At 62.7% G+C, this 25,732-nt stretch carries 24 protein-coding genes; 11 read left to right on the forward strand and 13 right to left on the reverse strand.

The features are described 5' to 3' along the window. Nucleotides 1-21 precede the first annotated feature (21 nt). The 5 genes from SJ05684_RS03710 to rpsF form a co-directional block, all read right to left on the reverse strand. Complete coding sequence (locus tag SJ05684_RS03710; RefSeq protein ID WP_034854251.1) at nucleotides 22-1,521, reverse strand: replicative DNA helicase; 1,500 nt, start codon at nucleotides 1,519-1,521, stop codon at nucleotides 22-24. 328 nt (nucleotides 1,522-1,849) lie between these two features. Next, on the reverse strand, nucleotides 1,850-2,425 hold the full coding sequence (rplI, locus tag SJ05684_RS03715) for a 50S ribosomal protein L9 (RefSeq protein WP_034854250.1): 576 nt from the start codon (nucleotides 2,423-2,425) through the stop codon (nucleotides 1,850-1,852). 35 nt (nucleotides 2,426-2,460) lie between these two features. Then, entirely contained in the window at nucleotides 2,461-3,414 is a 954-nt protein-coding gene (locus SJ05684_RS03720; protein ID WP_095694200.1) for a YybS family protein, read from the reverse strand. A 188-nt stretch (nucleotides 3,415-3,602) separates the two neighbouring features. Continuing rightward, nucleotides 3,603-3,851: a 30S ribosomal protein S18 gene (gene rpsR / locus SJ05684_RS03725; RefSeq protein WP_003531693.1), complete on the reverse strand. Its 249-nt coding sequence runs from the start codon at nucleotides 3,849-3,851 to the stop codon at nucleotides 3,603-3,605. 26 nt (nucleotides 3,852-3,877) lie between these two features. Further along, entirely contained in the window at nucleotides 3,878-4,324 is a 447-nt protein-coding gene (gene rpsF / locus SJ05684_RS03730) for a 30S ribosomal protein S6 (protein ID WP_034854248.1), read from the reverse strand. A 389-nt stretch (nucleotides 4,325-4,713) separates the two neighbouring features. On the opposite strand from rpsF, the gene SJ05684_RS03735 reads away from it, so the two are divergent. Next, nucleotides 4,714-5,046: a four-helix bundle copper-binding protein gene (locus tag SJ05684_RS03735; protein WP_034854247.1), complete on the forward strand. Its 333-nt coding sequence runs from the start codon at nucleotides 4,714-4,716 to the stop codon at nucleotides 5,044-5,046. A gap of 23 nt (nucleotides 5,047-5,069) precedes the next feature. On the opposite strand, the gene SJ05684_RS03740 is transcribed toward SJ05684_RS03735, so the two are convergent. After that, a complete protein-coding gene (locus SJ05684_RS03740; RefSeq protein ID WP_034854246.1) occupies nucleotides 5,070-6,113 on the reverse strand; it encodes an aldo/keto reductase in 1,044 nt (347 codons plus the stop codon). Between the two features lie 346 nt (nucleotides 6,114-6,459). On the opposite strand from SJ05684_RS03740, the gene fabD reads away from it, so the two are divergent. From fabD to gmk, 7 genes are all read left to right on the forward strand, one after another. After that, nucleotides 6,460-7,404 (forward strand): ACP S-malonyltransferase, encoded by a 945-nt coding sequence (gene fabD, locus SJ05684_RS03745; RefSeq protein WP_034854245.1) that lies wholly within the window; start codon nucleotides 6,460-6,462, stop codon nucleotides 7,402-7,404. A 43-nt stretch (nucleotides 7,405-7,447) separates the two neighbouring features. Then, entirely contained in the window at nucleotides 7,448-8,185 is a 738-nt protein-coding gene (gene fabG, locus SJ05684_RS03750; RefSeq protein WP_034854244.1) for a 3-oxoacyl-[acyl-carrier-protein] reductase, read from the forward strand. A gap of 312 nt (nucleotides 8,186-8,497) precedes the next feature. Continuing rightward, nucleotides 8,498-8,734 (forward strand): acyl carrier protein, encoded by a 237-nt coding sequence (locus tag SJ05684_RS03755; RefSeq protein ID WP_003531676.1) that lies wholly within the window; start codon nucleotides 8,498-8,500, stop codon nucleotides 8,732-8,734. A gap of 219 nt (nucleotides 8,735-8,953) precedes the next feature. Next, a complete protein-coding gene (fabF, locus tag SJ05684_RS03760; protein WP_034854243.1) occupies nucleotides 8,954-10,219 on the forward strand; it encodes a beta-ketoacyl-ACP synthase II in 1,266 nt (421 codons plus the stop codon). A 384-nt stretch (nucleotides 10,220-10,603) separates the two neighbouring features. Then, nucleotides 10,604-11,791: an endolytic transglycosylase MltG gene (gene mltG / locus SJ05684_RS03765; RefSeq protein ID WP_034854348.1), complete on the forward strand. Its 1,188-nt coding sequence runs from the start codon at nucleotides 10,604-10,606 to the stop codon at nucleotides 11,789-11,791. A 101-nt stretch (nucleotides 11,792-11,892) separates the two neighbouring features. Continuing rightward, entirely contained in the window at nucleotides 11,893-12,780 is an 888-nt protein-coding gene (locus SJ05684_RS03770) for a YicC/YloC family endoribonuclease (RefSeq protein WP_034854242.1), read from the forward strand. A gap of 3 nt (nucleotides 12,781-12,783) precedes the next feature. Beyond that, nucleotides 12,784-13,443 (forward strand): guanylate kinase, encoded by a 660-nt coding sequence (gene gmk, locus SJ05684_RS03775; RefSeq protein ID WP_034854241.1) that lies wholly within the window; start codon nucleotides 12,784-12,786, stop codon nucleotides 13,441-13,443. A gap of 65 nt (nucleotides 13,444-13,508) precedes the next feature. Here gmk and rsmA read toward each other — a convergent pair whose 3' ends face one another. From rsmA to lptF, 6 genes are all read right to left on the reverse strand, one after another. Next, nucleotides 13,509-14,333, reverse strand: a complete 825-nt coding sequence (gene rsmA / locus SJ05684_RS03780) for a 16S rRNA (adenine(1518)-N(6)/adenine(1519)-N(6))-dimethyltransferase RsmA (RefSeq protein ID WP_034854240.1) — start codon at nucleotides 14,331-14,333, stop codon at nucleotides 13,509-13,511. Continuing rightward, entirely contained in the window at nucleotides 14,333-15,361 is a 1,029-nt protein-coding gene (pdxA, locus tag SJ05684_RS03785; protein WP_034854239.1) for a 4-hydroxythreonine-4-phosphate dehydrogenase PdxA, read from the reverse strand. Before pdxA ends, rsmA begins: the two co-directional genes overlap by 1 nt. A 6-nt stretch (nucleotides 15,362-15,367) precedes the next feature. Further along, nucleotides 15,368-16,312 carry a peptidylprolyl isomerase gene (locus tag SJ05684_RS03790; RefSeq protein ID WP_034854238.1) on the reverse strand — a complete coding sequence of 315 codons (945 nt, stop codon included), beginning with the start codon at nucleotides 16,310-16,312 and terminating at the stop codon, nucleotides 15,368-15,370. Between the two features lie 296 nt (nucleotides 16,313-16,608). Further along, nucleotides 16,609-18,957, reverse strand: coding sequence for an LPS-assembly protein LptD (locus tag SJ05684_RS03795; RefSeq protein ID WP_034854237.1), 2,349 nt, complete (start codon nucleotides 18,955-18,957; stop codon nucleotides 16,609-16,611). Further along, complete coding sequence (gene lptG / locus SJ05684_RS03800) at nucleotides 18,957-20,039, reverse strand: LPS export ABC transporter permease LptG (RefSeq protein WP_034854236.1); 1,083 nt, start codon at nucleotides 20,037-20,039, stop codon at nucleotides 18,957-18,959. The genes SJ05684_RS03795 and lptG overlap by 1 nt, the downstream gene beginning before the upstream one ends. Next, a complete protein-coding gene (lptF, locus tag SJ05684_RS03805) occupies nucleotides 20,036-21,205 on the reverse strand; it encodes an LPS export ABC transporter permease LptF (protein WP_034854235.1) in 1,170 nt (389 codons plus the stop codon). Before lptF ends, lptG begins: the two co-directional genes overlap by 4 nt. A gap of 383 nt (nucleotides 21,206-21,588) precedes the next feature. Here lptF and SJ05684_RS03810 point away from each other — a divergent pair, with 383 nt between their 5' ends. After that, on the forward strand, nucleotides 21,589-23,082 hold the full coding sequence (locus SJ05684_RS03810) for a leucyl aminopeptidase (RefSeq protein ID WP_034854234.1): 1,494 nt from the start codon (nucleotides 21,589-21,591) through the stop codon (nucleotides 23,080-23,082). A 38-nt stretch (nucleotides 23,083-23,120) separates the two neighbouring features. After that, nucleotides 23,121-23,570, forward strand: coding sequence for a DNA polymerase III subunit chi (locus SJ05684_RS03815; RefSeq protein ID WP_034854233.1), 450 nt, complete (start codon nucleotides 23,121-23,123; stop codon nucleotides 23,568-23,570). A gap of 123 nt (nucleotides 23,571-23,693) precedes the next feature. Here the strand turns inward: SJ05684_RS03815 and SJ05684_RS03820 are convergent, their stop codons facing one another. Further along, entirely contained in the window at nucleotides 23,694-24,620 is a 927-nt protein-coding gene (locus SJ05684_RS03820) for a Gfo/Idh/MocA family protein (protein ID WP_034854232.1), read from the reverse strand. Between the two features lie 175 nt (nucleotides 24,621-24,795). Here SJ05684_RS03820 and SJ05684_RS03825 point away from each other — a divergent pair, with 175 nt between their 5' ends. Continuing rightward, on the forward strand, nucleotides 24,796-25,635 hold the full coding sequence (locus SJ05684_RS03825) for a GNAT family N-acetyltransferase (RefSeq protein ID WP_034854231.1): 840 nt from the start codon (nucleotides 24,796-24,798) through the stop codon (nucleotides 25,633-25,635). Nucleotides 25,636-25,732: the final 97 nt, after the last annotated feature.

Genomic DNA, 25,732 nt, shown 5'->3' on the forward strand with positions numbered 1-25,732 from the left:
GCGTCAGGACGCCGAAAAAACTCAATGCTCATACTGCGTAAAGGACGGATCGGCCAGATCCGAGAAGCGGGTGAATTCGGACTGGAAGGCGAGCTTGACGGTGCCGGTCGGCCCGTGGCGCTGCTTGGCGATGATCACGTCGGCCGTGCCCTTCACCTTGTCCATCTGCATCTTCCATTCTTCGTATTTCGGGTCGAACTCGTCGCGCGGCTCCATGTTCTTCACATAGTATTCCTCGCGGAACACGAAGAGCACCACGTCGGCGTCCTGTTCGATCGAGCCTGATTCGCGCAGGTCCGAGAGCTGCGGGCGCTTGTCTTCGCGGCTTTCGACGGCACGCGAGAGCTGCGAAAGCGCGATGATCGGCACGTTGAGTTCCTTGCCGAGCGCCTTGAGGCCGGTGGTGATCTCGGTGATCTCCTGCACGCGGTTCTCGCCCGACTTCTTCGAGCCGGTCATCAGCTGTACGTAGTCGACGACGAGCACGTCGAGCCCGCGCTGCCGCTTCAGTCGGCGGGCGCGCGCCGCCAATTGCGCAATGGAGATGCCGCCGGTCTGGTCGATATAGAGCGGCACCTTCTGCATCATCTGCGAGCAGGCGACGAGCTTCTCGAAATCGGCTTCCGAAATGTCGCCGCGGCGGATCTTCGAAGAGGAGACCTCGGTCTGCTCGGAGATGATACGGGTGGCGAGCTGTTCCGACGACATTTCGAGCGAGTAGAAGCCGACGACGCCGCCGTTCTTCGCCTTGAAGGAGCCGTCAGGCTGCACCTCCGGTTCGTAGGCCGCGGCGATGTTGTAGGCGATGTTCGTCGCAAGCGAGGTCTTGCCCATGCCGGGGCGTCCCGCGAGGATGATCAGGTCCGAGCGCTGCAACCCGCCCATCTTGCCGTCCAGCGAATGGATGCCGGTGGATATGCCCGAAAGGTGTCCGTCGCGCTCGAAAGCCTGGCCCGCCATGTCGATGGCAAGGGCAACGGCATCGTTGAACGACTGGAAGCCGCCGTCGTAACGCCCGGTCTCCGCGAGTTCGAAGAGCCGCCGTTCGGCATCCTCGATCTGGCTTTGAGGCGGCATGTCGAGCGGCGCGTCATAGGCGATGTTGACCATGTCCTCGCCGATGGTGATCAGTGAGCGGCGCAGCGCCAGGTCGTAGATCGCGCGGCCGTAATCCTCCGCATTGATGATCGAGACGGCTTCGGCCGCAAGGCGTGCGAGATATTGCGCGACCGTCAGGTCGCCAACCTTCTCGTCGGCCTTGAGGAAGGTCTTGACCGTCACCGGATTGGCGGTCTTGCCCATGCGGATGATTTCGCCGGCGATCTCGAAGATCTTGCGATGCAGCGGCTCGTAGAGATGCACGGGTTTGAGGAAGTCCGACACGCGGTAGAAGGCGTCGTTGTTGACGAGAATGGCGCCGAGCAGCGCCTGCTCGGCTTCCAGGTTGTTCGGCGCCTCGCGATAGTGCTGGTCCGCCTGATCCTTGGCCAAGGGGGCGAGCTTTCGCGCTGCGTCGTTCATGATCTTCCGTTCCGCCTGTCGTTCCTTCGAGCAAATCCGGTTTGCTGTCTGCTCCGGTCCACGTCTAGTGTAGCCGTGCAACAGTGCCGCGGCATGCAACCCCGCCCGTCGCCTTTGCCCGTTGTCCACACTCATCCACAGGGCCGCCGCGAGGCACGAAACGGGCCTGTTGCAAGGCAAGGGAAATTGACGCAAGGGGCCCGAAGAAATTATCTGATTCGCACTTTGGCGTCGCCCGCAAAGCGTGCGCTTTGAGTCGGTAGAGCCCCAAAGAAAAACCCGGACCGCAAGGGATCCGGGTTTTTCCTTCATCAGCTCTCGCTGGCGCTTATTCTTCTTCGCCTTCGAACTCAGCTTCCGGGTTGAAGAAGTCTCCCGGCTTCAGCGCGTCTTCGTCGACGCCGTAGATCGCCTCGGCGGAGGTCAGGCTTTCGCCCTTGGCCTGGCGCTCGGCTTCTTCAGCCGAACGGGCGACGTTGATTTCGATGACCACATCGACTTCCGCATGCAGCTGCAGCGTGACCTTATGTACACCGATGGCCTTGATCGGCTGGTTGAGGTTCACCTGATTGCGGTTGATGTTGAAACCTTCTGCAGCCAGCGCTTCGACGATGTCGCGAGCGGCAACCGAGCCGTAGAGCTGGCCGGTCTCGCCAGCGGAACGAACGATGACGAAGGACTTGCCGTCGAGCGTTTCGGCGACCTTCTGGGCTTCTGACTTGCGCTCCAGATTGCGGGCTTCCAGCGTAGTGCGCTCTGCTTCGAAGCGGGCCTTGTTGGCGGCGTTGGCGCGCAGCGCCTTGCCGAGCGGCAGCAGGTAGTTGCGTGCAAAGCCGTCGCGAACCTTCACGGTTTCGCCCATCTGGCCGAGCTTCGCGATGCGTTCGAGGAGAATGACTTCCATGATTTCGTTCCTTTCAGTTTGGCATTGTTCGTTGGTTAGCTTTTTCCCGTCGGCGTGACAGCGATGGTGCGTCGCGTGTCGGTCAATCCGAAGAGAAGGAAGAAGAGCGCCGGAAGCGTGAATACGAATACCGACAGATAGGCGATCCACAGCACGGGGAGCCGCCATGCCCTGCCGCGCGTGCGATAGTGGAAGGAGGCAAAGCCCGAAAGCAGGAAGCCCGCGCCGAAGGTGCCGCAGACGAGGGCGCCGATCGCCGCCGGCGCGCCGCCGATAAAGGCAAGGACGAGCCCGCCGAGAAAGAGGAAGATGGCGTTGCGATGCATGCGCAACGTGGACGGGATATCTTCCCGTGGCCGCATGGAGCGCCCGGACATCTGCACGATGCGGGTGGCAAGATAGTAGGCCGAAAACAGCATCATCACCCAGACAGCCCCCTGCACGAGGGGGAGCGCCAGCGTAAACATCGCCTTCAGTTGGGCGATGGCGGCCGCGTCAGGATCGTAGAGCGGCTCCTGCGCCTTTACCGCCTCGATCAGCATATCGACCATCAAGTCGGAGACGCTCGAGTCATATCCGACGATGTAGCCGACAATGATCATGCCGACGGTGACGAGGCCGGCGAGGTGGCTGAGAATGTCCGACAGCGGATACCAGGCGAGCGCACCTTCAGGGCCGCCGATCTCGCTGGCCGGGCGGGCGAGATTGGCAAGATGGCTGAGCCAGCCTGCAGGGATGAGGGTGACCACGAGGATCAGCAGCGCGAAATAGGGGGACGCGAGGCCTGCTGCCGTCACACTGGCGGCGGCGATGGCGGCGATCGCCGCGGCATTGCCCCAGCCGAGCCCGGCAATCAGGATCGGCAGCGCGGAAGCAGCATAGAGGACGATTGCAAAGGACGACTGCGTATTCGCGCCCATCGACAGAAGGGCGGCGGTAATGCCGGCAAGTGCGCCGACGATCAGCGATGTCCTGTTCCAGTTCTGCACGTTCGCTGTCCTGCTTCAACGCAGTTAGGGGCTGCTATTCGGCGTAGCCCCAACATGGGATTTGGCGTTTACCGCCGGTTCCGATCCGCGCCCACCGCGGAAGGGAGAGGGCAGGGCATCACCTGAAGAATGCCCTGCCCTGGATTTGAGCTTCCGTTGAGTCAGGTGATCAACGGAGAGTCATGTCCTTACGATACGATGTAGGGCAGCAGGCCGAGGAAGCGTGCGCGCTTGATCGCCTGTGCGAGTTCGCGCTGCTTCTTCTGGGAAACGGCCGTGATGCGGGACGGAACGATCTTGCCGCGCTCGGAAATGTAGCGCTGCAGGAGGCGAACGTCCTTGTAGTCGATCCGCGGAGCGTTTGCGCCCGAGAAGGGGCAGGTCTTGCGGCGGCGGTGGAACGGACGGCGTACCGGAGCGGAAGAAACTTCAGCCATTGTCATCTATCTCCTTCGGCTTCTGGTTACGCGCGGTCTTCACGCGGACGGCGCGGACGGTCTTCGCGGTCGCCACGGTCCGGACGCGGGCCACGGTCGAAACCGCCCTCACGCGGGCCACGGCCTTCGCCGCGCGGACGATCGTCGCGGTCACGCTTCTGCATCATCGCGGATGGGCCTTCCTCGTGCTTCTCGACGGCGATCGTCATGTAGCGCAGGACGTCCTCGTTGATGCGCATCTGGCGCTCGACTTCGTGGACTGCCGGTGCCGGAGCATCGATGTCCATGAGGACGTAGTGAGCCTTGCGGTTCTTCTTGATGCGGTAGGTGAGGGACTTCAGGCCCCAGTTCTCGACGCGACCAACCTTGCCGCCATTCGCTTCGATTACGCCCTTGTACTGTTCGACGAGGGCGTCGACCTGCTGCGGCGTGATATCCTGCCGGGCAAGGAATACGTGTTCATAAAGAGCCATTGTGGCTTGCCTTTCTTGCGTTAATCAGCCCGGACCTCGGCGGCTAAGCCTCAACGACTGTTCTTATTGGCTGCGACGAGCCGGCAAGAAAGTGTTGTATCGAGACGGTCGAGAGCGGAGACACGGGAGGCCGGAACATCTGTCATTCCTGGCGGCCTCCAAGGCGGAAGCCGGCCCTCCGTTCAGCCACCAGCCAGAAGACCGGGCGTTTCGAACAGCGCGCTTATACGGATTTTCCGGACAAATGCAAGGCGCGATCGCGGAGAACTTGCCGCGCTTGGCCATCTGTGGGCGCTGCTGCCCGAAACTGGGGAACATACACCCGCCTTCCTTGTTCTGCCCCCTGTACCCCCGCAAGCAGCTAACCCCGCAAACAGCAGGAGATAAAGATGAACCGTATAGACCCCAAGGTGCAGGAGTGCATCGACCGGTGCCTCGCCTGCTACAGTGCCTGTCTCTCGACGGCGATGGGTCATTGCCTGGAAACCGGTGGCAAGCACACCGAGCCGGCGCATTTCCGGTTGATGATGGCCTGCGCCGAAATTTGTCGGACCGCGGCACATTTCATGCTTGTCGGAACGCGCCATCACCGGCACGTCTGTGCCGAATGCGCGGAAATCTGCGCCGAATGCGCGACCGATTGCGAACGCATCGGTGAGATGCAGGATTGCGTCGAAGCCTGTCGGCGCTGCGCCGAAAGCTGCCGCTTGATGGCGGCCTGACGGGCGGGTCGCCACAGTCCCGATCAGATCGGCGCCGGATAGAGCCGATGCAGGCGGCGAATGCCGTTCATGACGTCCTGTGATAGCGAAACCTCGGCGGCGCCGATATCGGTCTTCAGCTGTGCGATCGATGTGGCGCCGATGATGACCGAAGCCATGAACGGACGCGTCAGGCAGAAGGCGAGCGCCATTTGCGCCGGATCGAGGCCCTTTTCGCGCGCGAGCGCCACATAGGCCGCGACCGCAGGCTCCTGATGCGGCGTGAAGCGGCCGCCGAGGTCGCCGTTGATCGACAGGCGCGATCCGGCGGGCTTCGCCCCGTCGAGATATTTGCCGGTCAGGAGGCCGGCCGCGAGCGGTGAATAGGCGAGCAGGCCGACATCCTCGTGCTGCGACAGCTCCGCCAAATCGAGATCGTAGCTGCGATAAAGCAGATTGTATTCGTTCTGGATCGTCGCCACGCGCGGAAGGCCATGCTTCTCCGCGAGGTCAAGCATCTTCATTGTGCCCCATGCCGTGTCGTTCGAAAGCCCGATGGCGCGGACCTTTCCGGCCTTCACAAGATCGCCGAGCTTGTCGAGAATCGCCCTCAGATCGGCGGCGACATGCGCCTTGTCCTGCTTCGATGGATCATAGGACCAGGCGTTGCGGAAATGATAGTGGCCGCGATTCGGCCAGTGGATCTGATAAAGATCGACGTAATCGGTCTTCAGGCGCTTCAGGCTGGCATCGATCGCCTGGTCGATCCCTTCCGGGGTGATCGGGCCGCCGTTGCGGATATAGGGGCGGCCGGAGCCGGCGACCTTGGTCGCGAGAACCACATCGCCGCGTCGCCGCCGTTTCGCCAGCCATTCGCCGATGATGCGTTCGGTATTGCCATAGGTCTCGGCCGAAAGCGGCGTCGTCGGATAGAGTTCGGCCGTGTCGATGAAGTTGACGCCAAGCTCGAAGGCATAGTCGAGCTGACCATGGGCCTCGGCTTCGGTGTTCTGGGAGCCCCAGGTCATGGTGCCGAGGCAGATTTCGGAGACCTTGATGCCGGTGCGGCCAAGCGGGTTGTAGCGCATGAGTTGACGTTCCTTGGTCGTGGCGGATGCGCGCCGGGGGAGGAGAAGGCGCGCCCTACAAAACGGGATGATGGCCGCAGCCGAAAGCAGATGGGGCGCGGCGGCAATGACGGAGGCAAACTTACGTCTTGATCGACGAAGTTCAAGGGCAAAAGCCCGGAGAGACCGACGAAGACGGCCCCGCGCGCTTGACTCGCCGTTCAGGAATGTGAATGGAGAGGGGAAAACAGCGGGCGGGCCGGAGGCGAACGCAGTCGTCGCCAGTGCTCCGCTTGAACCACGGGAATCGTTCGCGTCGGGCCGGATCGCTCCGCTCCTGCAGCGATCAAGGGAAGAGGCACTCCTGATGAGCATTGCATTCACGTTCCCCGGTCAGGGCAGCCAGGCCGTCGGCATGGGCAAGGATTTGGCGGAGGCCTTTCCGGAGGCGGCATCCGTCTTTGCCGAGGTGGACGAGGCGCTCGGCGAGAAATTGTCCGATATCATGTGGAACGGGCCCGAAGAGACGCTGACGCTGACCGCGAATGCCCAGCCGGCGCTGATGGCGGTCTCGATCGCCGTGATCCGCGTTCTCGAGGCAAAGGGATTGGATCTGAAGAGCAGGATCTCGTTCGTCGCCGGCCATTCGCTCGGCGAATACTCGGCCCTTTGTGCCGCCGGGACCTTTTCGCTTGCCGACACGGCGCGGCTCCTGCGCATTCGCGGCAATGCGATGCAGGCGGCCGTTCCGGTGGGAAAGGGCGCGATGGCCGCGATCATGGGGCTGGAGCATGATGACGTCGAGGCCGTCTGTCGCGAGGCTGCGTCACTCGGCGCATGCCAGATCGCCAACGACAATGGCGGTGGACAATTGGTGATCTCCGGCGAAAAGCCGGCGGTCGAAAGGGCGGCGGCGCTGGCTTCGGAAAAGGGTGCCAAGCGCGCCTTGATGCTGCCGGTCTCGGCTCCCTTCCATTCCGCCCTGATGGCGCCCGCCGCCGAAGCCATGCGCGAGGCGCTCTCCAAGGTCGAAAAGCGCCATCCGGTCGTGCCGGTCGTGGCGAACGTGCGCGCCGCCCCGGTCGGCGATGCCGACGAGATCGCCCGGCTGCTCGTAGAGCAGGTGACCGGGCAGGTGCGCTGGCGCGAGACGGTGCAATGGTTCGCCGCCAATGGCGTCACGACCCTTTATGAGATCGGTTCGGGCAAGGTGCTGACGGGGCTTTCCCGGCGGATAGACAGGAATCTCAACGGCATCGCAGTCAACACGCCCGCCGACATCGATGCGGTGATGACCGCCCTTCTGGCCTGAGCGCCCCAATTACAAGAGCGCCCCAATTACAAGGGAGAAATCCATGTTCGATCTTTCCGGCCGCAAGGCCCTCGTAACCGGCGCATCCGGCGGCATTGGCGAGGAAATCGCCCGTCTGCTGCATGCCCAAGGCGCCACCGTCGGCCTGCACGGTACGCGCGTGGAGAAACTCGAGGCGCTGGCCAATTCGCTCGGCGAGCGGGTCCAGATCTTTCCCGCGAACCTGTCCGACCGGGGCGAGGTCAAAGCGCTTGGCGAGAAGGCGGAGGCCGAGCTCGGAGGTGTGGACATCCTCGTCAACAATGCCGGCATCACCAAGGACGGTCTCTTCGTTCGCATGAGCGACGAGGACTGGGACAACGTGTTGGAGGTCAACCTGACGTCCGTGTTCCGCCTGACGCGGGAACTGACCCATCCCATGATGCGCCGCCGCTTCGGCCGCATCATCAACATCACCTCCGTCGTCGGCGTCACCGGCAACCCGGGTCAGGCCAATTATTGCGCGTCTAAGGCGGGCATGATCGGCTTCTCCAAATCTCTTGCCCAGGAGATCGCCACCCGCAACGTCACCGTCAACAGCGTTGCGCCGGGCTTTATCGAAAGCGCCATGACCGGCAAGCTGAACGAGAAGCAGAAGGAAGGCATCATGGCCGCCATCCCGATGCGGCGCATGGGAAGCGGCACGGAGGTGGCCTCCGCCGTCGTCTATCTCGCCTCCAATGAAGCGGGCTACGTCACTGGTCAGACCATCCACGTCAATGGCGGCATGGCAATGATCTGATCCCGCGTTCCGGCGGTCGGTTTTCGCAATAAGCGGCCGGCCGTCTCACGCAGGCCAAATGCCTGAAATTCAATGTTGAGCAAGCGAATGTCAGGCATTTTCCGACTTTGCGACAGACTTAAACCGTGTTAATCGGGCCATGACTGTGCGCAGTCGACCGGTCCGGTCAGGTCGTCCGGCAGCCTCGCTGCCACGGGTTTCCGCGGTGTCGGTTGAATGGATTGCCCGTTGGCCCATCTTGGTCTATCAGGCGTGAATTGAATACCGGCGCCACATGGCGCCGCAGAGAAACGAAGGTCGAGGAACTCCGACATGAGCGATATCGCAGAACGCGTGAAGAAAATTGTTATTGATCATCTTGGCGTCGACGCCGAAAAGGTCAGCGAAGGCGCAAGCTTCATCGATGACCTCGGCGCGGACTCGCTCGACACGGTCGAACTGGTCATGGCATTCGAAGAAGAATTCGGTGTCGAAATCCCGGACGACGCAGCAGACTCGATCCTGACCGTCGGCGACGCCGTTAAGTTCATCGAGAAGGCCCAGGCCTGATCGCATTTCGCGGCCGAGGCCGCTTGACGGGCCGCACTTCTTGCGGCCCGCTCAGCCCTGGGGAGGTGGGCTGGCCCGTGCCTGTCGCGGGTTGCGATCAGCAAAAGCGTTCCCGCCTTTCCCCATGATCGTCGTCACAAGATTTTCAGCGGAGGCACGGATCGGGGCATCGCAGGTGGTCCGGCTCCGGAATCGAACAGTCAGGGTGGATCACGGTTTATGAGACGTGTCGTTATCACCGGTACCGGCATGGTATCGCCTTTGGGTTGCGGAACCGAGGTTAGCTGGTCGCGTCTTCTTGCCGGCGGCAACGCGGCGCGCAAGGTCACTGAATTCGAGGTCGAGGATCTCCCCGCCAAGATTGCTTGTCGTATCCCCTTCGGCGACGGAGCCGACGGCACCTTCAATGCCGACGACTGGATGGAGCCGAAGGAACAGCGCAAGGTCGATCCCTTCATCGTCTACGCAATGGCCGCCGCCGATATGGCGCTGGCCGATGCGGGCTGGAAGCCGGAAAGCGACCAGGATCAGATCGCGACCGGCGTGTTGATCGGTTCGGGCATCGGCGGCCTGGAAGGGATCGTCGAGGGCGGCTACACCTTGCGCGACAAGGGTCCCCGCCGGCTTTCGCCCTTCTTCATTCCGGGCCGTCTGATCAATCTGGCCTCGGGTCAGGTTTCGATTCGGCACAGGCTGCGCGGCCCCAACCATTCCGTCGTCACGGCCTGCTCGACCGGCGCGCACGCGATCGGCGACGCAAGCCGGCTAATTGCGCTCGGCGATGCCGACGTGATGGTGGCTGGCGGAACCGAATCGCCGATCTGCCGAATCTCGCTCGCGGGGTTTGCCGCCTGCAAGGCGCTGTCGACCCAGCACAATGACGACCCGCAAAAAGCGTCGCGGCCCTATGATGCCGATCGCGACGGCTTCGTCATGGGCGAGGGCGCCGGCATCGTCGTTCTGGAAGAACTCGAGCATGCCAAGGCGCGCGGCGCCAAGATCTATGCCGAAGTGGTCGGCTACGGCCTCTCCGGCGACGCGTTTCACATCACGGCCCCGTCGGAGGACGGCGAAGGCGCCTATCGCTGCATGCAGATGGCGCTGAAGCGCGCGGGCCTGACGCCCGCCGACATCGACTATATCAACGCGCACGGCACCTCGACCATGGCCGATACCATTGAGCTCGGCGCCGTCGAGCGACTGGTCGGCGACAGCGCCTCGCAGATATCCATGTCTTCGACGAAGTCGGCGATCGGGCATCTGCTCGGGGCCGCGGGCGCGGTCGAGGCGATCTTTTCGGCCCTGGCGATTCGCGACAATGTCGCGCCACCCACGCTCAATCTCGACAATCCGTCGGTCCAAACCAGGATCGACCTTGTGCCGCACGTCGCCCGGGAGCGGGAGATCAATGTGGCGCTGTCGAATTCCTTTGGTTTCGGCGGCACGAACGCGTCGCTGGTTCTTCGCCGCTACACGGGCGATTGATCCTGCGCTATCGACATGGCAACGGTCGTGGCCGTGAATGACGGCGCGCATTGCTCGCGTTGTCATGCCCGACATCGCCGCCGCATGTCCCGCTTTTTGCCGCAATGCTCGCTAAAAGCTGTCGGAGAAAGGTGTGTCCGGGCGCCGGACGGGGGAATGCAGGCAACGTTATGTGCGCAGGCCGTCTCGAAGGTTGTGGATCGTCGTGGTGATCTGGAACGAATTGGCTTCATCGCCACGGGGTGGCTATGTTCGCGCAAGGCACAGCTGGCAACTGTAGTATATCCATTGCCCTGACACATTCATGCTTGCCGCCGGTCCAGGCCGAAATTCGCGCCGGCGGGCTGCTTGATAGAAGGAGCGAATTTCGGATTCGGGATCATCGTGAGCGACTCAAACGAGAACGGCGCGGCGCAGTTCGGCCGCAATGAAAACGGGAGCAACGGGCCGATCATTCCGAAGTCGGCCAACGAGGCGCTGCGCCCGGAGAAGGTGCCGCAGCCGCCCAAGCGCTCCCGCAAGGCACGCAGCCAGATCGTGATCTTCTTGAACTTCATGATGACGGTTGTGGTTCTTGTGGCACTGGCGGCGGCCGGCGCCGTCTATTACGCTATGCACGAATATGAGAAGCCGGGGCCGCTCGAGGCGAACAAGAACTTCATTGTTAAACGGGGCGCCGGCATGCAGGAAATCGCCAACGCCCTGGAGCGCAACGACATCATCACCGACAGCCGCGTCTTCCGCTTCGTCTCCGAAGCCTATCTCGACGACGACACGCTGAAGGCCGGCGAATACGAGATCAAGGCCCATGCGTCGATGCAGGAGATCATGCAACTTTTGAAATCGGGCAAGTCGATTCTCTATTCGGTCTCGCTGCCGGAGGGCCTGACGGTCAAGCAGATGTTCCGCAAGCTTGCCGATGATCCGGTTCTCGTCGGCGATCTTCCGGACGAGCTTCCGCCGGAGGGATCGCTCAAGCCGGATACCTACAAATTCATGCGCGGCACGCAACGCATGGAAGTCATTGAACAGATGATCGCCGCGCAGAAAGCCCTGGTCGAGCAGATCTGGAGCAAACGCGACCCCGAGTTGCCGATTTCAACGGTCGAGGAATTCGTGACGCTTGCATCGATCGTCGAAAAGGAAACGGGACGCGCCGACGAGCGGCCGCGGGTCGCGTCGGTGTTCATCAACCGGCTCGAAAAGGGTATGCGGCTGCAGTCGGACCCGACAATTATCTACGGCATCTTCGGTGGGGAAGGCAAACCAGCGGATCGGCCGATCTTCAAATCGGATCTCGACAAGGACACGCCGTACAACACCTATATCGTCAAGGGGTTGCCGCCCACTCCGATCGCCAATCCCGGCCGGGCGGCTCTGGAGGCTGTCGCCAATCCTTCGCGCACGCCCGAACTCTACTTCGTCGCCGACGGAACCGGTGGACACGTCTTCGCCGAAACGCTCGAGGAGCACAACGCCAATGTTCGGCGTTGGCGGAAGATCGAGGCCGAAAAGGCGGCGGAGGCGGCCAAGGCCGCTGCCGAAGGGGATCCCGCAGTCCAGGCGCAGTGAAGACAGGCTGATTTGTGGACGGTTGGCCGGCGGCGCGGATATCCCTTGCGGGATGCCGCGCCGCCGGCCTAATGCTTCTACAAGGAATGACGGAGGATGATATGCCGCTCCAATCGATGACCGGCTTTGCCAGGAAAGAGGGGAGCAGCGGGCGCTTTCGCTGGGCCTGGGAATTGCGCTCGGTCAACGGCAAGGGGCTTGACGTGCGGCTGCGACTGCCGCCAGGCCTCGAGCGACTGGAGCCGGACTGTCGGCGCCTCACGGCGCAGTATTTTTCGCGCGGCAATCTGCAGGTCGGCTTGTCGCTTGCAAGCAGTGAGACGGCGATCGAGGCCGTGATCAACCATGAAGCATTGGCGGCGGTGCTGAAGTTGCGGGAGCAGATCGGCGATAGCATTGACCCGGCGCCGCTTCGCTTCGACACGCTGCTTACCATCCGCGGTATCATCGATTTTCGGGAGCCGGAAGAAAGCGAGAGCGAGCGCGACGCCCGCGATGCGGACATCCTTGCCGGCCTGGATCAGGCGCTTGCCGATCTGAGGAGCATGCGGGAGGAGGAGGGGAGTGCACTCGGACAGATTCTTTCCGCCCAGGTGAACCGCATCGAGCAGTTGAGGGCAACGGTCGAGAACGACCCGTCGCGCAGTCCGCAGTCCATTGCCGATCGGCTCGCGCAGCAAGTAGCGCTGGTGATGGACAACGCGTCCTCGCTCGACCGCGAGAGGCTGCATGCCGAGGTGGCCTTGCTCGCCACCAGGGCCGATCTCCGGGAGGAAATCGATCGTCTTGGTGCTCATATCGCCGTCGCGCGCGACCTCTTGGCGAAGGGCGGGCCGGTTGGGCGCAAGCTCGATTTCCTTGCACAGGAATTTAACCGCGAATCGAATACGATCTGTTCGAAGTCGAACGCCGCCGCCGTCTCCGCTGCCGGTATCGAATTGAAGGTGGTCATCGACCAGTTCCGCGAACAGGTTCAGAACTTGGAGTAAGACATGAAATCGGCGACCGCTTCGCCCGTCAAGATTGCCCGTCGCGGATTGATGCTCGTGATATCGTCCCCCTCGGGCGCCGGAAAATCGACGATTGCGCGCAATCTCCTCGAGGCGGATCCGGAGCTTAGCATCTCGGTCAGCGTGACGACGCGTGCGCGCCGGCCAAGCGAGATCGAGGGTCGCCACTATTTCTTCAAGTCGGTCCGGGAGTTCGAAGCCCTGAAGGCGACGGACTCGCTGCTCGAATGGGCAGAAGTCCACGGAAACTACTATGGCACGCCGCGCGACGCCGTCGAGACCGCGATGGCGGAGGGCCGCGACATGCTCTTCGACATCGACTGGCAGGGGGCCCAGCAGCTTCAGGAAAAGATGGCCGGCGACGTGGTCTCGATCTTCATCCTGCCGCCGACCATGGCCGAACTGCAGTCGCGCCTGCACCGGCGCGCCGAAGACACCGAGGAAGTCATCGCCACCCGGCTCGCCAACTCCCGCGCCGAGATCGAGCACTGGCGGGAATATGATTACATCGTCGTGAACGACGACCTCGACCGCGCCTTCTCTGCGGTCCGCTCGATCATCGAAGCCGAGCGTCTGCGCCGCGACCGGCGCCCCGGATTGTTCGAGTTCGTCAACGGGCTTCTGACGGAAAATCCCTTCTGACGGCTCCTGCCAATTTGCAGAGGTGAGGTCGGTCGGCGAAGGCGCAGGGGTTACCCCGCTGCCGCTCAAAGGCAATTGGCCAGACGACAGAATTCTTCGACCGTGAGCGTTTCGGCGCGGCGCTGCGGGTCGATGGCGGCCTTGGAAAGCAAAGCCTCGCCGCCGAGCGGTTTCAGGCTCTGCCGCAGCATCTTTCGGCGCTGGCCGAATGCAGCCAGGGTGACTTTCTCGAGGGCCGAAACCGGGCAGGGGATCGGATCCTCGACCGGCTCCAGGTGTACGACCGTGGAGGTCACTTTCGGCGGCGGCGTGAAGGCCTGTGGCGGCACGTCGAAGGCAAGCCGCGCCTTCGTCCGCCAGCCGCAGAGTACGCCCAGTCGGCCGTAATGATCGTCATCGGCACTTGCGACGATTCGCAGTCCCACCTCGCGCTGGAACATCAGGGTCATGGACCGCCAGAAGGGCGGCCAGCGCTTCGGCAGCAGCCAGTTGACGAGGAGCTGGGTACCGACGTTGTAGGGCAGGTTGGCGATGATGCATGTCGGGCCGTCGGCGAGCGTTTCGAAGTCGATCTTCAGCGCGTCGGCCTCGATCACCTCCAGGCGGTCCGGATAATGGCCTTGGATTTCCGCGAGTGCCGGGAGGCAACGGGCATCGCGTTCGATTGCGATGACCTTCTTCGCACCCAGCGCGAGAATCGCGCGCGTCAGTCCGCCCGGTCCGGGGCCGACTTCGATAACGGTCATGTCCTCGAGCGGACCGGCCGTACGGGCGATCTTCTGGGTGAGGTTGAGGTCGAGCAGGAAGTTCTGCCCGAGGGCCTTCTTCGCGTCCAGTCCATGGCGCTGAATGACGTCTCGGAGCGGCGGCAGTCCGTCAAGCGCTGCCATTAGCGAGAAGCTCCCGCCGTGTTGGCGGCGAGTTCCGCTGCCAGGCGCAGTGCGGCCATCAGGCTGTCTGCACGCGCGATGCCCTTTCCGGCAATGCCGAAAGCGGTGCCGTGGTCGGGCGACGTCCTGATGAAGGGCAGGCCAAGTGTGACATTGACGCTGTCGTCGAAGCCGAGCGCCTTGGCAGGGATCAGCGCCTGGTCGTGATACATGCAGATGGCGACGTCATAGGTTTCCCTGGCGCGGTCGTGGAACATGGTGTCGGCCGGAAGCGGGCCTGCAACATCCAGTCCTTCGGCTCGAAGCCGGTCGATAACGGGGCGGATTATCGCATCGTCCTCGAGGCCGAGCGCCCCGCCCTCGCCCGCATGCGGGTTGAGGCCGGCAATCGCGAGGCGGGGCGCCGCAACCCCGAAGAGGCGCTTGAGATCGCCGGCCGTAATCACGGATGTTCTGTATATGAGATCCGGCGTCAAGGCGCCTGGCACGTCCTTGAGCGGAATATGTATGGTCACGGGGACAGTGCGCAGCTTCGGTCCGGCGAGCATCATCACCGGCAGGACGGGTGCGCCCATCGCCTTTTTCGAGAGGTCGGCGAGATATTCCGTATGGCCGGGGAAGCGGAACCCAGCCTCGTAGAGCACGGCCTTTGCGATGGGGTTGGTCGCCACGGCGGAGGCCTTGCCGCTCATCACCAGCCGGACGGCGGTGTCGATGGCCTCGGTGACGGCGCCGGCGTTCTCCGGGTTGGGTTGGCCGGCGACGACCGAAGCGGGACAGCGGATCGGCAGGACTGGGAGCGCGTCCGCGAAAGCCGCGGCCGCACCTTCGCAGTCGGTTTCCCTGATCTGGACCGTCTCTCCGAGGGCCTTGGCACGCTCGGAGAGCACGGACGGGTCACCGATGAAGAGGAAGGGCGGGATATCATCCGACCGCCGCAGCGCCCATGTGGAGAGGCTGATGTCCGGGCCAATGCCGGCCGGATCGCCCATCGTCAGGGCGATCGGACCGCCGCTCGTCTTGTTCATGTCGCGTTACTTGTTGATGATCTGCGCCTTGGCGCGCAGTTCTTCGAGATATTCGACGCTGTTCGGATCCTCGCCGCCGGTCTTCTTCTTGCCAAGGTCCTCGGCGCGGAAGACGATTTCGGCGGCGGTGTCGTCATTGACCTGACGCTTCTTGCAGATCGCCAGATATTCGACACCCTTTTCCGTCACGCGCGTGCCCGTGGTCATGCCGTCGCCGGCCTTTTCGATGAGCGGCTTCCATTCCTCCGGCAGTTGCTGCGCGAGCACGCGGCCGAGGTTGCGGATCGACACGTCGCGGTAGTTCGCTGCAAAGACCTTCGAGGTCTCGCAGCCGGGGAATTTCGAGCGCGAGGCGTTCGCTTCCGCCTGCCGCTTGCCGGTGATCGTGCCGCGTTTCGATTCCGGAATGACGAAGATGACTTGCTGGAGGAAGTACTCCGTCGTTACCGGCTTGTCGCCGCCGGCTTCCATCATGCGCTTGACGAGGTCACCGCCGGAAAGGCGGCTGGCGCTGCCATAGCGGAAGTTCACGAGACGCGGCCAGCTCATCTGAACCGCGATATATTGTTTGAAGTGCTCGACCCCCACGCCCGCCTGTTCGAGAATCTTGCCGAGCTGCTCCGTCGTGAGCTTGTTGCCGGCGGCAAAACGCGCATAGGCGGCATCGACCTCCTGGGTGCTCACCGACTGCTGGACGCGGGCGATCTCGCCGCGCTTGAGGACTTCGTCGATCAACTGCTTTTTCGCTTCGGCGGCTCCGCCGCCCTGCTTCTGAAGACGAAGGAAAGCCGCCCGCTTGGCAATGTCGCCCGAGGTGATCACGACATTGTTGACGATCACCTTGACCTCGCTTGCCGCCCTGGCGACCGTTGCGGCCGCAAAGCTCAATGCGCCGGCAAGCGCCAGCGCCGTAAGTGCCCTCACGATCGAGAATTTCCCACCCATCGTCATTCCTTGCCCGTTACGCGTGTCAAGTGAGAGCGACCTTCCGCGGCCGCGCTCTCCCGTAATTCGTCGCAAATGCATAATACATGCGGCCAAACGATGACAAGAGCGCATGAGCGGCCGCAGAGCGTCGTTGAGCGCTGCTTCCGCCTATTCTCATCGGGGGAGGAGCCGTGCCGAAGCGCGCCGCCTGAACGTATCGCGTGCATCCCGCTCGGTCGGGTTAAAGCGCCGCCCGTCTTTCAGGCGTCGCCGTCGCTCTTAGGATCTGCGCCGTCCCGGTTGGGGCTGAGGCTCAAGCGTCAGAAATAGTCGAGTTCGTCGACCGTGGTATCGCCCACATTGATATCGCCGAGCGTGCGGAAGCTGATACGCGCACCGATGGACCAGTCGTTGGCAAGGGAGCTGTCGGTGTCGCGCTCCTGTCTGTAGACGATCGAGAACAGCGTGTCCTGATCGTCATAGGTGATGCCGAAACCGTTGCGGGATACGACACCTTCGTTGATGTCGTAAGTCAACGCGCCGAAGACCGACCAGTAGTCATGGAAGCGATAGGCGGCTGCCGTCTGGACTTCGTCCTGATCGGACGAAGACCCGTAGAGCGGCTGTGCTTCGATCCGCGTATAGGTCAGGGCTGCTTGCCAGGTCAGGCCGAGATAGCCGACTGTCGCGTCGGCGCGGCGCAGGTTAAAACTCTCTTCGTCCAGCCGCCCGGAAAGGCTCGCCATCAGACCGGACGGCGCGTCGATGCCGACCATTGCGACATAGTCGGAGCGGTCGGTTTCCAGGCCCGAATCCGCGCCGGCCTTGACGAGATCGTCGGTTGCGAAGGAGTTGAGGCCTCCAAGGTGGAAGGACTGGCCGGCAACGGCGCGCAGGCCATAGCCGTTGTCGAAGGTGCCGGTATAGCGCAGGCCGATATTGGCGCGCGTTCCGCCCTCGATCCGGTCGTAGCCCGAATATTTGTCGCGTTCGAAGAGATTGGTCGCGTCGAAGACGAAGCTCTGGGCGTCCTCGTTCGGCAATCCGCCCGGATATTGTTCGTCCGGGCGCACATAGATCTGGCCGATCGGTTCCAGAATATGGCTGCTGCTCTCGCCTGCAAAGAGCATCGGGTAACGCGCCTCGAGACCGGCGGTCAGCATGCGCCGCGTGACCGCATCGCTGCTGGTGAAGTCGCCGGTATAGCCGGTCGGATCGTCCATATTGATGCCGATGGCGTCGCCGCGCGCCGCCAGGAGCGGCGTCAGGACGAGACCGCCGGGCGCGATGAATGTCCGCTTCCATTCCACGTCCGCCGTCAGCCGGTGCGACGAGCCTTCGAGGCCGGGAAAGCGCTGGACGCCGAAGACGGTGGTGTCGATGTCCAGTCGGTTGCGCCTTACGTTTGTCAGGTTGATATCGGCGTTAAGCTCTCCGCCCAGCACCGGTTCCGGCGCGGTGTAGGAATAGTCGAGGACCTGCGCGACCGGTTGCTGGTTCTCCGCCAGGCTGTCCGGGTCTGCGTCCTGGATGTCGAAGTAGAAGGCGCGCAGATCGAAATAATTGCGCCTGCCGAGGCCTGTCAGATAGGCCTGATTAATATAGGTGGTGCCGTCGAAGCTCGACAGGTCGTAGGTCTTGGCGAAGTTGTTGTCCGTCTGGACGAGGACGTCCCAGCCGAAGGTCCAGCGGGGATTGATCTCGAACCGGCCTCTGGAAGCCACCATGGCGCGGTTCGTTTCGAGTGCGTCGACGGTTCCCGGCGTGAACTGGTCGCGGTCCAGCTGGCTGATGCCGGCGACGTTCAGAGTGTGCAGGCCGTTGTGGAACTGCTGGCGAAATTCGCCTTCGAGCAGAAAGCCCTGGCGCGTCAGGCCCGTCGCCGTGACCGTCGCATCCATATAGGGCGAGATCGCCCAATAATAGGGCACGCTGACCCCGGCGCCGAGTTTCTGCGCGTAGCCGAACTGAGGAAACAGGAAGCCGCTCTTGCGCTTGACCGTATGGTCGGGGATCTCCATCACCGGAATATAGGCGATGGGTTTGCCGAAGAGCTCGAAATAGGCGTTTTCAAGCCGGATGGTATGCGTGCGGCCGTCCTGGATGACGCGCTCGGCCTTGATGTGCCACAGCGAGCGATGCTCGGGCTTGGTGGCGCAGGGCGTGCAGGCGGTATAGACGGCCCTGTTCAGGATGAACTGGTCGCCGCTACGCCGTTCGCCGGTCTCGGCCGCGAGCCTGGTGAGCTCCGTCGTCTCGATCCTGAGCGCCTCGACGATGCCGTCAGCGAAATCGTCCGTCACGTTCATCCTTTCGGCATAGACGATGTTGCCGTCCGGCTCGATCAACTGGATCTCTCCGGTCGCCACGATGCGGCCGGACCGCTGGTCGTATTCGACCTGGCGGGCGACCATCTTGTAGCCGCCATATTCGATCTGGACATTGCCGCGCACGGTCACTGTTTCGGTGTCGCGATTGTAGACGAGCTCGTTGGCCGTCAGCAGCATCTTGGCGTGGGCCGGGATGTTTGGCTGCAGCGAATCGATTCGCGTTCCTGCGTCCTGCGCCATGGCTGGCGCATACATTCCGATGGCGAGGGCATGCAACGCCACACCTGCGAGCAGGGCGGCATTGAACAATTTCTTACGTTCGCGGTTGCCTGCCGCCACTAGCCATCCTCCTGATGCAGTAGAATCGTCGAGCCCAGCGCCATCGCTACAACAACTGGCAACCAGGCTGCAACGAACGGAGGCACAATACCGCTGCTCCCGAATGCTTTGACAAGCACGGTGACGACATAAAGCACGAAGCCTGAGAGGATTCCACCGAGAATTACCGAGCGCGATTGGTTGAACCGGCTAAATTTCAGGGACACGCATGCGGCGATCAGGGTCATTGCAACGAGAAGCAGCGGCAGGGACAAAAGCGAGTGAAGCTGCGTCTCCATGCCGTTCGTCGAAAACCCGAAGGAACGTGCGATCTCGATCTTGCGCGGAAGGTCGAAAAACTGAATGGAATCAGCCTTTGCAAGGCGTTCCTGGACGAATTCCGGTTTCAGATTGGTACGAAGTTGTGCCGTTTCCAAGCGGCGGGGCAGTTGCCCGTTCCCGGTTTCGGTGACGTCGTTAAGCAGCCAGTAACCATCTTCCAGTTTCGCCGACTTTGCATCTTGCCTGAGAATGATCGTTCCCTGTGGATCGAAGTGGATAACGGTGACATTGATGAGCTCCGTGCCGCCGTTCTGCACGGACCGGGCGCCGATGATTGTATCGGTGCCGTCATAGATCTGTCTGAGCCACGGAACCGAGTTCGTTTGCGCCGCGCGTGACGAACCCCACTCGGCCTCCAGCGCCTCGGCTCGCTTGTTGCCCCAGGCTGCAAGCGGGTTGAGCGCGATCACAGCCAGAACGCCGAACAGAAATGCGCCGAGCACGAAGGGCCTCAGGAACTGCCAGACGGAGATGCCGGCGGCCCGCGTGACGACCAGTTCATAGCGACGGTTGAGTGAAATCAGGGCCGCCATCGCCGCAAACAGCGCAACGAAGGGAATGGTCTGCTGCAGGATCATCGGAATGCGGAACGTCGTCATCACCAGCGCACCCGCAACCGTGTAGTGCGGCAGGTTGGACATGCGGCTCGCGAGTTCGCTGAAGTCGATGATGAAAATCAGCGTGAAGATTCCGATGAGGAACCAGAACGTCGTGACGACGTAACGCTTGAAGAAATACCGTCCGAGCGTATTGAGAATCATGATGCCGGCCCCGCGTCAGCGCCGGCCCGGAAGTGCCGGAGCCGGGCCATGAGATCGGAGAGTTTGTCCTGCCAGGACGTGGGGATGCCCAGGCCGCGATTGCTTGCCAGCTGGCGAATGGCCCATGCGCCGGTCACGAGCGGGACGAGATACATGAGCGGCACGAACCAGACGGAGTCTTCCGCACTGTTGCCGGCATAGAAGGTCATCCATCGAATGACCAGGGCTGCCCCGACCGCGCTGATCGTCGGATGCATGCGGGCCTCGCGATGAGAGCGGGCGTCGCTGCTGACCACAAGCGCGATCAGGCCGAAAAGCAGCGGGTAGGTCCATTCGGTGAAGCGCCGGTGGAGTTCCGCGGTAAAGGCCAGCGGCGCTCTCTTGAAGGCGGGGTCTTCCGGGTCGGGATTCAAGAGGTAGAAAAGGTCGCGGTCCTTGGCCCGGATGTTTGCCTCTCCCGCAGACTTCGTCATGTCCGTGAGGTCGAAGGCGTAGGAATCGAACTTGATGACCGACACGCCGCCATCAGGCAGTTTGCGGTGAACCTCGCCGTCCTTCATCACCAGCGCGGAACTCTCCTCGTCCACCGCGCCTTCGCGCGCGTAATAGACGAGCTCGAAGTTCGGATTGCGCGAATCGGCAACGAAGATGCCGTGCAGCACGCCGCCGCTGCGCCGGGCGCCCACCTGCACGTAGAGCCCGTCCGTGATCTTGCGGAAGGAATTCTCCTGTACCACGGAAGACAGCAGGTCGGCATGCGCGGTCGCGATCATCTTGCGGACGGCGACGCGCGAATAGGGCTCCACGAAATTGTCGATCGCAAAGGAAAGGATGCTTAACCCGGCCGCGAGATAGATGACCGGCCGTATGATAGACATGCGCGAACTGCCGGCGGCGTTGAGCACGGTCAGCTCCGAATCGCTGTTCATTGCGCTCAGCGTCTGCGTCACGCCGATCACGAGCGCGAAAGGCAGGATGATCGGAACGACGGACGGCAGGATCAGCGTCGCGAGCTTCAGGAAAGCCAGCACCGATTGGCCGCTGTCGGTCACGAGATTGACATTGGTGAGCGCTTGCGTGGTCCAGACGATTCCGAGCAGCGGCAGGAGCGTCGCGAGGAACATGATCGCCGCGCGCCGGAAAATGTAGCGTTCGATCAGCTTCATAGACGTTTCCGGTCAACATCCTGCTTGAGACCACGATCCCGCAGATTAGGCATCGTGATCGATTCCAACAAGCGGTGCGGGATGCGCGTTTCGCCATTCCGCCCCGCCGCCTTGCCGTCCGCGCGAATCGCCACTGGCGCTGCCCGACCGGACCGGTTCTCGTTCCTGCGTTACAAATCAGAATCTGGAACAACAGGGATAATATAAGGCGAAGAACTGCGGTTAAGCGCATGTAAACATGTGCGGCCATCTTGCCAAGCGATTCAAAAGCGAGAAGGGTACGCGCCACGGTCTTGATCGCGGCCGACATTGCGAATGTCGCCCACTGTAGCTGCCCGGTAACAGACCGGGCGCCTCCCAATCAGAAGTGTCCGGAGTCCTGCATGCCGATGAAGTTCGAGTTCACCTTCGTGAAATCCCACCGCCCGGCCGGCGGCGTCGCCGTTCTGCTGCAGGTGGCGAATCCCAAGGAAGCGGCCGGCGCGGCTGTAGCCGATCCTGAAGGGATTATCGCTAAGGCGGCAAAGATAGGCAAGTTCACGGGCAAGGCGCTCTCGACCCTCGACATCGTCGCTCCGCACGGATCGCCGGCCGATCGAATCGTTCTTCTCGGCCTCGGCGGCGCGGCTGATGTTACGAATCACGATTGGCTGAAAGCCGGCGGCGCGGCGGCTGCCAAGTTGCGCAAGGCCGAGAAAGCGACGATCTTCCTCGATGCTCCGGGCATCGACGTCACCGGCAAGGCAGCCGCGGACTTTGCGCTCGGCATGGAAATGAACGCCTATGCCTTCGACAGCTACAAGACGCGCAAGTCCGACGACGAAGCGAAAACGCCCCAGAAGCCAGTGAAGGTCACGATCGTCACCGGCGCGGTGATCGCCGCCAAGAAGGCCTTCGCCACGGCCCAGTCGGTGGGCGAGGGCGTCTTTCTGGCGCGCGACCTCGTCAACGAGCCGGCCAATGTTCTCGGCCCGGTGGAGTTCGCCGCACGTGCGAAGGAGCTGGAAAAGCTCGGCGTCGAAGTCGAAATCCTCACCGAGCGGGAGATGAAGAAGCTTGGCATGGGCGCGCTGCTCGGCGTCGCTCAAGGATCGTCCCGGCCGCCGCGGCTCGTCGTCATGCAATGGAAGGGCGGCAAGGCGAAGGACAAGCCGCTGGCATTCGTCGGCAAGGGCGTCGTGTTCGATACCGGCGGCATCTCGATCAAGCCGGCCTCGGGGATGGAGGAAATGAAGGGCGACATGGGTGGGGCGGCTGCGGTGACCGGTCTCATGCATGTGCTGGCGGCGCGCAAGGCGAATGTCAATGCGGTCGGCATTATCGGCCTCGTGGAGAACATGCCGGACGGCAGTGCCCAGCGCCCGGGCGACATCGTGACCTCGATGTCGGGGCAGACGATCGAGGTGATCAATACCGATGCCGAGGGCAGGCTGGTCCTTTGCGATGCGCTCTGGTATTGCAACGACCGCTTCAAGCCGAAAGCGATGATCGATCTGGCGACGCTGACGGGCGCGATCCTGGTGGCGCTCAGCAATCACTATGCCGGCCTGTTCTCCAATGACGATCGGCTGGCCGAGCAATTGCTTGCGGCAGGCACCACGACACGGGAGCGCCTGTGGCGGATGCCGCTCGGCAAGGAATACGACAAGATGATTGACAGCAAGTTCGCCGACATGAAGAACACCGGCGGCCGCCATGGCGGCTCGGTTACGGCGGCCCAGTTCCTCAAGCGCTTCGTCAAGGACACGCCCTGGGCGCATCTCGACGTCGCCGGCACGGCCATGGGGTCGCCGACCGACGAGATCAACCAGTCCTGGGGCTCCGGCTTCGGTGTGCGGCTGCTGGACGAACTGGTCCGCGCAAACTACGAATCCTGACCGTTGAGCGAGGAAACGGGTGCCCGGGAGAGATCGGCATGACCGAGATTCTTTTCTACCACCTGACGGAATCGAAACTCGAGGACGCCTTGCCGCCGCTGCTCGACAAGAGCATCGAGCGCGGATGGCGAGTGGTGGTGCAGACGGTCGACGCCGAAAGGCGCGACGCTCTCGACACGCATCTCTGGGTTTATCGCGACGACAGCTTCCTGCCGCACGGCACTGATGCGGGGGACTTCGCGGCCGAGCAGCCGATCCTGATCGTCGCCAACGGCGGCAATCCAAGCGCGGCCACCGTACGCTTCCTCGTCGACGGCGCCGAGCCACCGGCAGTCGCCGGTTACGAGCGGGTCGTCTTCATGTTCGACGGCTACGACCAGGCACAGCTCGAGGCGGCGCGCGCCCAATGGAAACGCCTGAAAGGCGAGGGGCACAATCTCACCTATTGGCAGCAGAACCGCGATGGACGGTGGGAGAAGAAGGCGTGATCACCGCGCATCGAGCGGAACGGCGCGTGCCCTCATCCGGCCTACTCCCCGCCTGCGAGGAGAAGGTCCCGGCAGGGGGGATGAGGGGCAGGCAGCGACGACCTGCGCCGCCCGCACATCAAATCAATCGTGAAATGCCTCGACGAACTTGCGGCGGCCGAGCATGAAGGCGTCGGCAACGTGGCGGAGCGGCGCGAGGTCGACATCGGACTTGCCCGCCTTGATGATCTCGGCGAAGCGCCTGTAGAGCATCGGATATTCCTGCTCGGGTTCCTCGTGGACGATCTTACCCTCGACGGCGAGCTTGGCGCCGCCCTCGGAGAGGATCATTTCGCCGGCCTCGGTTTCCGCAATGATGTCCCAGCTCTGCTTGCCCGTCTGGCGCCAGTCGAATTCGGCGGCGACGTCGAGCTTGTCGGCGTCGCTGAATGCGATCGAAGCAGCGATCGGCGCGTCACGGTTCTCGGGGAATTCGAGCGTCGCCGAGGTGATGAAGATCGGGCGCGGCAGGATATGGGTGACGATCGAAAGGGCGTTGATGCCCGGGTCGAAAACACCGAGTCCGCCGGCGGCCCAGATCCATTCCTGATTTGGATGCCAGTGGCGCACATCCTCCTTCCAGATGACCCGGACGTTGCGAATCGCGGTCGAGGCGAGAAAGGCCTTGGCGGCTTCGACCGCGGGCGCATAGCGAGAATGCCAGCTCGCAAAAAGGGAGACGCTGTTGGCGGCGGCAAGCGCCTCGATGTCGGCGACCTCGCTCAGGGTCGCGCCCGGCGGCTTTTCGAGAAAGACATGCTTGCCGGCCGCAAGGGCGGTGCGGGCTGCCTCGTAGCGATATTGCGGCGGCATGCAGAGCGACACGGCCTCGATCGCAGGCACCGCTTCGAGCATCGCCTCGATCGACTTGAAATTGTCGATGCCGTCGACGGTTCCATGGCGGCTCGCTGCGGCGATCAGTTGGTAGCCGGCGTTCTTCTGCAGTGCCGGCAGGTGCTGATCGCGCACGATCTTGCCGACCCCGACTATGGCAATTTTGATGGGAGACATGGTGTTTCGCCCTGATTAGTATGACTTATTGCCGCTGTTGTAGCAGATTGGGGAGAGCGGGCAAGCGGGCTTCGCACCGCACATCAAAGCTGGCAGTCTGGGCACGAAATGCCAACAGGAAAGTTAGGTGATCCGGCCCGTGATCCGAGCTTGAGCAAGACATCAAGGAGTTGCCATGCCGAATATCCGCCACGCGACGCGCGTCGAGCTCGATACGATCATCGATTGGGCCGCACGTGAAGGCTGGAATCCGGGCCTTGAGGATGCCAACGCCTTCTGGGCCGCCGATCCGCAAGGCTATTGGGTTGCCACGGAGGACGATGCGCTGGCCGCGGCGATCTCCGTCGTCCGTTACGGCGGCGAATATGCCTTTCTCGGCCTTTATATCGCCGAGCCGGCCTTTCGGGGCAGGGGCATCGGCTTTCGACTGTGGAGACACGCGATCGAAAGCGCCGACGGCGGGACCATCGGTCTCGACGGCGTCGTGGCCCAGCAGGAGAACTACAGGAAATCCGGCTTCTCAAGGGCGCATGCGAATATCCGATATGGGGGGACGGTCAATGTAACCGAGCCGCCGGGTATCGATCTCGTCGATGCCGCGCCGGTTCATGCCGCGGCGCTGATCGACTATGACCGCCGCTTCAACCCGGCCCGGCGCGATGCGTTTCTCCATGAATGGACCAAACAGTTACCAACGCGGCGCAGCGTCGTGCTTCTGCGCGACGGCACCATTGTCGGCTACGGCGCGATCCGCGCCTGCCGAGAGGGCTTCAAGATCGGCCCGCTCTTCGCCGATAGTGAGACCGGTGCCGACCTGATCTTCCGCAAGCTCGCGGCGGGCGTCAAAGGCGCACGGGTGCATCTCGACCTTCCCGAACCGAATGCCTCGGCGCGGGCGCTTTGCGCGCGCTACAATATGAAGCCGGTCTTCGAGACCGCGCGCATGTATCGGGGGCGGACGCCGGACCTGCCTTTGGCGCGGATCTATGGGATAACGACCTTCGAGCTTGGCTGATGATCGGCGAGCCCAGGTCACGATGATTTTAGGGCGGATCGACCTAAAATCATAAACGTGATTCGAGAAGTTGGAGCGGGATGCGGGCGGAAAACCG

This window comes from Sinorhizobium sojae CCBAU 05684 (assembly GCF_002288525.1).
Classification (GTDB): Bacteria; Pseudomonadota; Alphaproteobacteria; order Rhizobiales; family Rhizobiaceae; genus Sinorhizobium; species Sinorhizobium sojae.